The following is a 10,355-nucleotide window of genomic DNA, read 5'->3' as shown; positions in this document are numbered from 1 at the left end:
AACCATTCTTGTTTTGCCGCTTCAGGAATCATATCCTCGCGGTTTAGCACAGTGATTTTAGGTTTAGTGCCAATCCAGCTATTTATTTGGGGATGGTGAGAAGCTAGCGGAATTCTGGCATCAAGGATCTCTAAAACTACATCTACTTTTCCTAGCTGTTCTTTTAATTGTTTTTCTGCTTTAGCTATGTGTCCTGGATACCACTGAATTGGAGGAGCAGACATAAGATAATTAACCTGTTTTTAAGTAACCTGTATGAAACGGATTTAGGATTGGTCAGTCTTAACTAACCCATTAAAAAACCCCTGAAATTAATCTAGGGGTTTTGGTTGTAAATTACCAAAATTATTTTCTGCCTGATTAAATAACTGCCTCAAAAACTTTTATGGCTTAACGATATATTCAGACTCTAAAGGGTTAAGCTTACCAGTTTTAACTAAAGCTTGGTGGATCATAGCTACGACTTCTCCTCTAGTTGCTGGTCTTTCTGGCGCTAAAGAGCCTTTGTCAACATCAGGCGGGTTAACTACTAATCCAGCTTCCGTTGCTGCTGCTACCTGTTGTTTAGCCCAATCTGGCATCTGAGCAAGATCGCCAAACTGCTGAAGAATTTGGTCGGCATCCTGTGATGGCTGCAAACCCAGTCCTGTGGCTAAAGTAACCAGTACCTGATAACGAGGAATATTTTCTAAAGGCTTAAATTCGTTATTGGAGTAGCCTTGCATAAAGCCAGTCCGTACCGCTTTGTCGATATCCTTAGCCAGCTCATTGTTATTACTGACATCATTGAATTTCTTAATAGCCTGTGTTTCAGGCTGTTGATCAAAAGCCTGACTAACCAAAGTTGCCATGCTCGCTCTAGTGATTAGAGCATTTGGCTCTAACTCCTGATTTTTCGCTATGTCAGGAACTAACCCCTTGTCCCTTATCTGCTTAATAAAGGGATAAGCCCAATAATCAACAGCAACATCTTGAGGTATTTTGGTTTCAGGAGCAGCCGTTGGAGCTTGTTGGACAGGTGTAGGGATTGGAGCAACCTGTGTTTCAGGCTTGACCTTTTCTGACATACCTATTTGAGGTTCAGTTTCAACCTTATTCTCAGCTTTAGTTGGAGAGCGTTCGCCAGGTTGATTTCTCAATCCAGGCAAAGTAGCTACCCCAGCCAAGGGAACTAGTTTAGCCCCAGAATCAAGGGAAATAGATTGCCGTTCTACTTTGGGTGGTAAATTAACTGTTGTATTAGGCGGAATATATACCACAGGAGCATCTTGTTCCCTCAGTCGAGCAGTTAATCGACGATTCTCTGCTTCTAGCTCTTGCTCCCTTACACTGGCATCAGCATTGGTGTCTTTTGACAAAATGTTGCCAAAACCAAAGCTAGTATCATTCGCCCGATCTGAAGTGAGCAAACTGCGATCGCGCAAGGTGGACGGAGTCCCATCGCCATTCAAACCAAGATTGCTCGCCAGCTTATTGTTTCTACCACCAATAGCCCAAAGTAAGATAGTACCAATAGTCGAAAAAGCGACGATAATCGCGATAAGTTCGTCAAAGGTGACACCAGTTGCTGGTCTTCTACGTCTTTCTGGGATGGGATTTGGTGGTTCTGGAGGAGATGAATTTGTCATATTTTTTAGGCTACCAAATAATGGTAGTTTAAAAGATAAATTAAGTTTTAGCTGTTAGCAAAAAATATAAGTCTAACGTTTTTAGGTTTTAGGTTTTAAGCTGGAACTGGGCTAGATTTCAAGCAAATAGGTAATTATTTACCAGCTATTTTTATTCAAAGTGTACTAGTAAACTTAGCGATCGCGATCTCGATTAACAAAAATCAATCTAAATCAGCAAAACTTGATTTTAAAGCCTTTTTCTGGATTTGTGCCTCTGCACTAAGATATTGCCATATTGCTTATTCCGCATCTTTGCTTTAACTATTGCTGCAATCAGCCAAAAAAAAGTAGAGCTTGTGATATCTCTACCTAAATTATTAATTTAATTGTGATTGATTATGAAGAAGGCAGTAATTCTATTTTCTCTTTTTGGGGTACAATCGCAACCTTATTTTCTTCGTCGATATCTACCGTGGCGGTGTCTCCTTCTCGCAGACGACCAGATAGAATCTCTTCAGCCAGGACATCCTCTAATAGACGCATGATTGCCCGACGTAGAGGACGCGCACCGTAGGCGGGATTAAACCCTTCATCTACTAACCGCTCCTTAAATTTATCGGTAACTTCCAAGGTAATCTCTTTCTCAGTTAAGCGCTGGAACACTTCTTTGAGCAAGATCTCGCTGATTTCTTTGACTTCGTCTTTATTAAGCTGACGGAAAACAATAATTTCATCGAGACGATTGAGGAACTCTGGACGGAAGTAGCTTTTTAACTCTTCGTTAACCAAAGAACGGATGCGGTTGTATTTAGCTTCTGCTTGGTCATCAGCAAACTCGAAACCAAGACCACCACCACCTTTTTCAATCACTTTAGACCCAATGTTAGAAGTCAAGATCAGCAGCGTATTTTTAAAGTCTACTGTTCTACCTTTAGCATCAGTTAAGCGACCATCTTCTAGGATCTGCAAGAGCATATTGAAGATGTCGGGGTGTGCTTTCTCAATTTCATCAAACAGCACTACGGTATAAGGACGACGACGTACGGCTTCGGTTAGCTGTCCACCTTCGTTGTAACCGACATAGCCTGGAGGAGAACCAATCAGTTTGGAAACTGTATGGCGTTCCATGTATTCGGACATATCAAGGCGGATCATCGCATCTTCTGAACCAAAGAAGTAAGCTGCTAAAGCTTTGGTCAGCTCGGTTTTACCTACCCCAGTTGGGCCAGAGAAGATGAAACTAGCAATGGGACGATTAGGATTCTTTAGACCAACTCTAGCTCGTCTGATAGCGCGAGAAGTGGCTTTAACCGCGTCTTCCTGTCCGATAATGCGCTGATGAAGGGTATCCTCCATATGCATTAGTTTTTCCGACTCAGATTCAGTGATCTTGTTCACTGGTACTCCAGTCCAAGATGCCACGATGTGGGCGATTTCCTCGGCATCAACGTTGGCATTATCTTCACCGTCGTCAGCTTCGTTTTTCTTATTAGAAGCAATCGTGCGGATCTGCTCTTTGATTTCCATTTCGCGATCGCGCAATTCTCCAGCCTGGTCGAAATCTTGAGATCTGACTGCCTCGTCTTTTTGTTTAAGTATTTCTCTTAATTCCCTGTCTAGCTCTTTAGCTGCGGGAGGAAGTTGAGAATTAATTAAACGGACGCGAGAACCAGCCTCATCAATTAAGTCGATCGCCTTATCGGGTAAAAAGCGATCGCTAATATAGCGATCCGACAGCTTGGCTGCTGCTTCTAAGGCTTCGTCTAATATTTTTAACTTGTGATGCTGTTCGTAACGCTCACGCAAACCGTAGAGAATCTCAATAGTTTCATCTACTGATGGTTCTCCTACCTGTACGGGTTGGAAACGACGTTCTAAGGCTGCATCTCGCTCGATATGTTTACGGTATTCATCTAGAGTGGTAGCACCGATACACTGCAATTCACCCCTAGCTAAAGCTGGCTTGAGAATATTAGCAGCATCGATCGCCCCTTCGGCAGCACCAGCACCAATTAGAGTATGTACTTCGTCAATTACGAGAATTACATTGCCAGCTTGGCGAATTTCATCCATGATTTTTTTGAGACGTTCCTCAAATTCACCACGGTATTTTGTCCCAGCTACCAATAAACCGATATCTAAGGTAACAACTCGCTTGTCTTCCAAAATATCAGGAATATCTCGATTAGCAATGCGCTGCGCCAAGCCTTCGGCGATCGCTGTTTTACCAACCCCCGGTTCACCAATGAGAACAGGGTTATTTTTAGTTCGACGACCCAGAATTTGAATAACTCGCTCAATTTCTTTCTGTCTACCCACCACAGGATCGAGTTTTCCTTCTCCTGCCATTTGAGTTAGATTTGAGCCAAATTCATCCAGAGTCGGTGTTTTATTCCTACCCTGAGTCGCGCCAGAACCAGCAGCTACTTCGGCAGTTTCTCCTAACATTCTAATTACTTGGGTGCGGACTTTAGACAAGTCTACGCCCAGGTTTTCGAGGACTCTGGCAGCAACTCCTTCCCCTTCTCTAATTAATCCTAAAAGTAAATGCTCAGTGCCAATATAGTTATGACCTAACTGGCGAGCTTCTTCTAGAGATAATTCCAGAACTCTTTTAGCTCTCGGGGTAAAGGGAATTTCTACTGCGACAAAGCCAGAACCACGCCCGATGATTTTTTCAACTTCAATACGAGCATCTTTTAGATTTACTCCCATTGATTTGAGAACCTTAGCGGCGACTCCAGTACCCTCTCCGATTAAACCCAAGAGAATCTGTTCAGTCCCTACGAAATTATGACCCAGACGGCGTGCTTCCTCCTGGGCTAACATAATCACTTTTATTGCCTTTTCTGTGAAGCGTTCAAACATGTCTTATTCCATCCACCTGCTATGCCCTTATTATTGGTGATTTTAGCACAGCCTTTTGGTTTCCTGACTCGACTGGAATGGACGGGAAATACGGTAAGGAATTTAACAGAATTTAGTTTGCTTTAAATGATAGGAATTTTTACTTAGGCGATCGCCTAATTGGTCTTGCCATTGTCGTAGATTCGTTTTAAAAGTATCTTGTTGTATACCTTTGAGCCAAAGAACTAGAGCATCATCTCCTGCGGGTTGATAGTAATTTTTTCTGCTGCCAGCAATTTGAAAACCATACTTTTGATAGAGATTTATCGCCCCTAAATTATGTTCATTGACTTCTAAAGTTGCCCGTTCTAGCTGTCGCGCGATCGCATCTTCAAGCAAGCTAAATAACAGTAGTCTCCCTAATCCCTGACGGCGAAAATCGGGGTGAATTCCCAAGAGAGTAATGTGGGCTTCATCTACAATTGACCAAAGGCAGCCCATGCCAATGATTTGAGGTTGATTATTAAGCTCGGATTCCCACAAGCGCAAAATTATGAGGGTACTTTTGTCACTAGCAATTTCTCGCAGATAAGCCGCTTCTGTCCACAGACCTCCCAGACAAATTCGATCTAACTCTACTATCTCTGGTACTTCAGCGGGAGTTAGTAATTTAATGGCGATCTTTTTCACAGCACAAATTCAACCTGACTTGATAATTATCAAAAAAGCTTATAGCTTATAGCTTACAGCTTATAGCTGGAGTGAAGCGACTTTATTGCAGCAGCAGAGCAACCAGACTGGTACGGGAAGAAATATTCAATTTGCGAAACATGCGCTTGAGGGCCTGCTTAACAGAATTTTCTTGAATCCAGAGCTTCTTGCCAATTTCGGCGTTAGTTAATCCTTGAGCTACTAGTTTAGCGATCGCTATTTCCCTAGGAGTTAGGAGCTTAATTTCAGCAGAATTAGATTCTACAGCAGATAGTTGTTTTTGCAAGAGGAAAGTCGATATGTGTAGACATAAACCACTCATGTCGGTAATATTTTGCTGGCTGAAAGCAGGGGTGAAGCGATCGCGAGTAACTCCCAAACCGCCAATTAATGAACCATTAGCAACAATCGGCCCTGCCATTACATGACCATGGTCGAAACGAGGACAAATTCCTTGCCACTTAGATGCTGACAACAAGATGTTTTCATGTACGGGAGCATGATGTTCCCATAAATAATTTAAGACAGGATTATGTTCCCGCGATAAGGCTTGTTTCCCGAAGTCTGATATTTTAGCGGGAAGTTGATTAATCAGAAATAGCCGACAGCGTTTAGCGCTGAAATAAGCACCGATTTGAGGAATTACTTCTTGCTCCAGGGTTTGTTCGTTCGGACTATTAGCGATCGCTTTAAAAAGAGTTACTAAGGAGTCTGTCATCTATCTGGTTTGAGTATGAAAGTGTACTCTTTCGGGGACTATGAGCCGAGTCGTACCCTCTCTAAGATGTCTTTAATATACAAGCATATAAAAGATCTCTTGCCATGAGCTATACATACCCCGAAACTTTAGTGTCAACACAATGGTTAGCTAAACACCTAGACGACCCTAAGCTACGTATTGTTGAAATAGACCTAAATTCTCAAGCATACGATCGAGGTCATCTTCCTGGATCAATTTTTTGGTCGGCTATGACCCAACTCTCTTCTAATATGACTCTAAACCTCGACCCAAGATTGATAGCCAAGCTTTTATCTGACTCTGGCATTACCAATGATATGACGGTAGTAACAGTTCATGGTGGTTATGCTGCAACCTCTGGCTGTACCTTTTGGCTGCTTAAATTATTGGGACATCAAAATGTCAAAATTCTTAATGGAGGTCGTCAAAAATGGCAACAAGAAGGTTTTCCTTTAACTACAGATAAAACCCAAGTCACTCCTACTCGCTACCCAATTCCTGACTTAGACAGTACTTTGAGAATTACCGCAACAGAAGTGAAAAAATCTATCGAGCAAGGAAACTGCATTTTACTTGATGTTCGCACAGCTCAAGAGTATCGAGGAGAAATATACTTACAAGCACCACCTCAAGCAGATGAGCTAGCAGGACACATTCCTGGTGCGGTCAATATTTATTATGAATTAGCTCACAATAAAGACGGGACTTTTAAATCGGCAGGTGACCTACAAAAGATTTATGGCGATTTAGATGCCCAGAACAAATTAATTATTCCCTATTGCGCCGTTGGAGGAAGGTCTGCCCATACCTGGTTTATTCTGAAATATCTATTAGGCTACCCTGAGGTGAAAAACTATGATGGTTCTTGGAATGAATGGAGTAAGCTTGCTAATTCTCCTATTGCTAATTAGCTTTGCTTTAAACTAATTCCCATCACGAGTACAAGATCTTTATTTGCTACTAATAATCATCGATTATCCTATGTTTTGCTCCTAGACAACTGTAAACTAGAAAGTAACTAAACTATTGATGATTTTACACGCTAACAAATAAAGATCTAACTATGCTTTCGACCGATCGCAGTTTACCAAACACGGGACATCGTTACATTCCTCAAATCACTAGTCTCGAAGTTCCTCCTTCACCCAATCAGGAGTTGATGCCCCTGACTGCTCAAGTCAACAGCAATAATCAGCTAGAAATTGGCGGTTGTGAATTGCAACTGTTGGTTCAACAGTACGGTTCTCCTCTCTATGTTTTAGATGAGTTTACCCTCAGAACGGCTTGCAGTCAGTATCGCGATAGTTTTGCTACCTACTATGGCGGAGAATCCTTAGTCATCTATGCTTCTAAAGCCTGGAGCTGTATGGCAGTATGCCGTATTATTGACAGTGAAGGTTTGGGCTTTGATGTCGTATCAGGTGGAGAACTATACACAACCCTGGAAGCGGGAGTAAGCAAAGACAAAATTTATTTTCACGGCAATAATAAATCTGCTGCTGAACTAGAATTAGCCGTCGAAGCTGGCTGCACGATTATGGTGGATAACTGGTTAGAGTTAAAAACTTTAACCCAAATTGCCACTGATCACAGCGACATACCAGTACCGATTATGATTCGCCTTACTCCAGGCATTGAGTGTCACACTCACGAATATATTCGTACAGGACATTTAGATAGTAAGTTTGGTTTCGATCCAAATCAACTAGAAGAAGTGTTTGCTTATTTAAGTCAACAGTCAAGCATTAGCTGTATTGGTTTACACGCTCATATTGGGTCGCAAATTTTTGAACGACAACCTCACCAAGATTTAGCAGTGGTTTTAGTAGATTGGCTACAAAAAGCTCAGAGTTATGGTTTGCCCGTAACAACTCTTAACGTTGGTGGCGGTTTAGGTATTCGCTATACAGAATCAGACGACCCCCCAAGTATTTCTGAATGGGTTAAAGCAGTCAGTCAAGCAGTAGAAAAAGCTTGTCAGGAAACAGGTTTACCCTTACCCAGACTCATTGCCGAACCAGGTAGATCCTTAATTGGTTCTGCTTGCGTCACGGCATATACCGTTGGTAGCCGCAAAGAAATTCCTAATTTTCATACCTATGTGGCGGTAGATGGTGGCATGTCGGATAATCCTCGTCCGATTACTTATCAGTCCGTATATCGCGCAGTAATTGCCAATCGGATGTCTGAGCCCCTAACTGAAGAAGTCACCGTAGCGGGAAAACACTGCGAATCAGGAGATGTAGTAATTAAAAAAGCAACCTTACCAAAAACCGAACCAGGAGATATATTAGTAGTCCTGGATACAGGGGCATACAATTACAGCATGGCATCAAACTATAATCGTATCGGTAGACCAGCAGCAGTTGTAGTTTATGAAGGAGAAGCTAATTTAATTATTGAGCGGGAAACCTATCATAATCTAATTGAACGCGATCGCTTGCCTGAAAGATTGGTAAAACATGAATAAATTTAGTATGGAAGCTCGCATACTATTGACTGTGACTGGGTTTCCATACTCTTTAGTGTAATTCAGTCTCTTGATCCAGGTTTGTCTTCTTACCTTAATCACTCATAGTCGAGTAACTAACATAATGTCATTGTCGGGTTTGGTTCCTGACTTCAACCAGATTCTTTCTTGGTTGCCAGATTTAATCAACATCATCGATCTGGGCTTAGTCTTAGCCCTAAGTTATGCCCTGCTGTTAATTATTGGCGAGGGTGAACGTCGTAGCTTGTGGATGATTAGGGGTTTTATCATCTTGATGTTGGCAACCGTAGTCAGCGGAAAACTAAAGCTAGAGTTACTCAAGTTCTTATTTGAAAAATTAGTCTTGGGTTCGGCTGTCGCCATGGCGGTAATTTTTCAATCGCAATTTCGTCGTCTTTTGGAGCAAATTGGGCGCGGTGAAATTTTAAAGCTATTTCAAGGAGCCGGTAGACCTAAAACTCAGCCAGACAGCGTAATCGACCGTATTGTTGAAGCGGTTAAAGAACTATCTCAAAACCGTACAGGCGCTTTGATCTTAATGGAAACCACAGGATCTTTAGAAGACGAAGATTATGTTTCTGTAGGAGTTAGCTTGAATGCCGAGGTTTCTAAAGAACTAATCCAAACTATTTTTCAAACTACTACCTTACTACACGATGGGGCGGTAGTAATTAGTGGCTCCAGAATTTTGGCAGCAGCAGCAATTCTACCATTGTCAGAGCGTACCGCTTCCCGTCAGTTAGGAACTCGTCATCGCGCAGCTATGGGCATTACCGAGCGAGTAGAAAAGTGTTTGTGTATTGTTGTCTCTGAAGAAACAGGCTCAATTTCTTTAGCCGAAAGAGGAACGTTAAATAGACCCCTAACCAGTAGTAAACTAAAAGAGCTATTACGAGAAAGATTTACCCCAATCGCCGAAGGAGATGCTGTGCGTCTTAGTCGCAAAATTGGATTTCAGGGCAAGGTTTTGCTTGAGCGGGTTTGGCGTTTCTTGCCCTCAAATTCTCGCAAGAAGCAATAATTATTCCTGGCAATTTAGATAGATTTAATGTTTAGTGGTCGATGTTTAATGTTCAGTGTTAAAAGATGAGCGTAGAGCCAATCATTTTGCAACAGTTACCCACGGATTTGAGTAAAGACCGTCTCCCGCAGCACGTCGCTGTGATTATGGATGGCAATGGTCGTTGGGCTAAAAACCAGGGCAAACCACGTATTATTGGTCATCAGAAGGGCGTAGATGTTCTGAAGGATTTGTTACGCTGCTGCAAAGATTGGGGAATTCCTGCTTTAACTGCTTATGCTTTTTCAACGGAAAATTGGGGGAGACCTCACGGAGAAGTCCAGTTTCTCATGACTTTATTTGAACGGGTGCTGCGACGAGAATTGCAGGAGATGAAAGCCGAGAATGTTAAAATTCGCTTTGTTGGCAATTTACAAGATTTACCAGCTTCTCTCCGACAAGAAATCGATCGCTCGATGGAAGATACGAAAAACAATCAGGGTATTCAATTTACTGTGGCTACTAACTATGGTGGCAGACACGAAATTATTCAGGCTTGTCAGGCGATCGCTACTAAAGTAGAACAAGGGTACTTAAAAAGCTCAGAAATTAACGAAGGAGTATTTGAACAGTATCTCTATACTCAAGGCATTCCTCACCCCGATTTATTAATTCGTACTAGCGGGGAAATGCGAATTAGTAATTTCTTACTTTGGCAAATTGCTTATGCCGAAATCTACGTAACTCCCGCCCTCTGGCCAGATTTTAACCGCGAAGAGTTTCATCAAGCTCTAATTACCTATCAAAAGCGCGATCGCCGTTTTGGCAAAGTTAAATAATCAATCACAGTAAATATGCTATGCTAGTTAATGATTCGGACTCATGCAGTATTAACGCCCGAACCTTGTCAGGGTCGGAAGACAGCAGCAATAAGGGATGCTTAACACAGGCGTGATC

8 protein-coding genes, 1 other RNA gene and 1 pseudogene are annotated in these 10,355 nt (G+C 42.1%); 5 read left to right on the top strand and 5 right to left on the bottom strand.

Going from position 1 to position 10,355, the window contains the following annotated elements; translation table 11 throughout:
- From C7B62_RS21790 to C7B62_RS21770, 5 genes and pseudogenes are all read right to left on the bottom strand, one after another.
- Positions 1–224: pseudogene (locus C7B62_RS21790) on the bottom strand (ribosome biogenesis GTPase YlqF); the annotation flags it as partial.
- Positions 225–383: 159 nt separating this feature from the next.
- Positions 384–1,628: an S-layer homology domain-containing protein gene (locus C7B62_RS21785; protein ID WP_106242282.1), complete on the bottom strand. Its 1,245-nt coding sequence runs from the start codon at positions 1,626–1,628 to the stop codon at positions 384–386.
- A gap of 378 nt (positions 1,629–2,006) precedes the next feature.
- Positions 2,007–4,478: an ATP-dependent Clp protease ATP-binding subunit gene (locus C7B62_RS21780; RefSeq protein ID WP_106242279.1), complete on the bottom strand. Its 2,472-nt coding sequence runs from the start codon at positions 4,476–4,478 to the stop codon at positions 2,007–2,009.
- Between the two features lie 102 nt (positions 4,479–4,580).
- Positions 4,581–5,147, bottom strand: a complete 567-nt coding sequence (locus tag C7B62_RS21775; RefSeq protein WP_106242277.1) for a GNAT family N-acetyltransferase — start codon at positions 5,145–5,147, stop codon at positions 4,581–4,583.
- Between the two features lie 82 nt (positions 5,148–5,229).
- Positions 5,230–5,886, bottom strand: a complete 657-nt coding sequence (locus tag C7B62_RS21770; protein ID WP_106242274.1) for a LuxR C-terminal-related transcriptional regulator — start codon at positions 5,884–5,886, stop codon at positions 5,230–5,232.
- Between the two features lie 104 nt (positions 5,887–5,990).
- Here C7B62_RS21770 and C7B62_RS21765 point away from each other — a divergent pair, with 104 nt between their 5' ends.
- From C7B62_RS21765 to ffs, 5 genes are all read left to right on the top strand, one after another.
- Positions 5,991–6,818 (top strand): sulfurtransferase, encoded by an 828-nt coding sequence (locus tag C7B62_RS21765; protein WP_106242273.1) that lies wholly within the window; start codon positions 5,991–5,993, stop codon positions 6,816–6,818.
- A gap of 152 nt (positions 6,819–6,970) precedes the next feature.
- Positions 6,971–8,377, top strand: a complete 1,407-nt coding sequence (gene lysA, locus C7B62_RS21760) for a diaminopimelate decarboxylase (protein ID WP_106242271.1) — start codon at positions 6,971–6,973, stop codon at positions 8,375–8,377.
- Between the two features lie 124 nt (positions 8,378–8,501).
- Complete coding sequence (cdaA, locus tag C7B62_RS21755; protein ID WP_106242268.1) at positions 8,502–9,419, top strand: diadenylate cyclase CdaA; 918 nt, start codon at positions 8,502–8,504, stop codon at positions 9,417–9,419.
- Positions 9,420–9,484: 65 nt separating this feature from the next.
- The gene (locus C7B62_RS21750; protein ID WP_106242265.1) at positions 9,485–10,237 is read left to right on the top strand and encodes an isoprenyl transferase; all 753 of its coding nucleotides are present in this window, start codon (positions 9,485–9,487) and stop codon (positions 10,235–10,237) included.
- Positions 10,238–10,269: 32 nt separating this feature from the next.
- Positions 10,270–10,355, top strand: an RNA gene (gene ffs, locus C7B62_RS21745) — signal recognition particle sRNA small type; the annotation flags it as partial.

Source organism: Pleurocapsa sp. CCALA 161 (genome assembly GCF_003003995.1).
Classification (GTDB): Bacteria; Cyanobacteriota; Cyanobacteriia; order Cyanobacteriales; family Xenococcaceae; genus Waterburya.
The sequence above is the reverse complement of the archived record's forward strand: the minus strand, read 5'-3'. Positions and strand labels throughout refer to the sequence as shown.

What these genes read in the sequence shown, in the direction of transcription:
- lysA (WP_106242271.1), top strand. Translation starts at nt 6,971, where the DNA reads ATGCTTTCGACCGATCGCAGTTTACCAAACACGGGACATCGTTACATT.
- C7B62_RS21770 (WP_106242274.1), bottom strand. Translation starts at nt 5,886, where the DNA reads ATGACAGACTCCTTAGTAACTCTTTTTAAAGCGATCGCTAATAGTCCG.
- cdaA (WP_106242268.1), top strand. Translation starts at nt 8,502, where the DNA reads ATGTCATTGTCGGGTTTGGTTCCTGACTTCAACCAGATTCTTTCTTGG.
- C7B62_RS21785 (WP_106242282.1), bottom strand. Translation starts at nt 1,628, where the DNA reads ATGACAAATTCATCTCCTCCAGAACCACCAAATCCCATCCCAGAAAGA.
- C7B62_RS21765 (WP_106242273.1), top strand. Translation starts at nt 5,991, where the DNA reads ATGAGCTATACATACCCCGAAACTTTAGTGTCAACACAATGGTTAGCT.
- C7B62_RS21780 (WP_106242279.1), bottom strand. Translation starts at nt 4,478, where the DNA reads ATGTTTGAACGCTTCACAGAAAAGGCAATAAAAGTGATTATGTTAGCC.
- C7B62_RS21750 (WP_106242265.1), top strand. Translation starts at nt 9,485, where the DNA reads ATGAGCGTAGAGCCAATCATTTTGCAACAGTTACCCACGGATTTGAGT.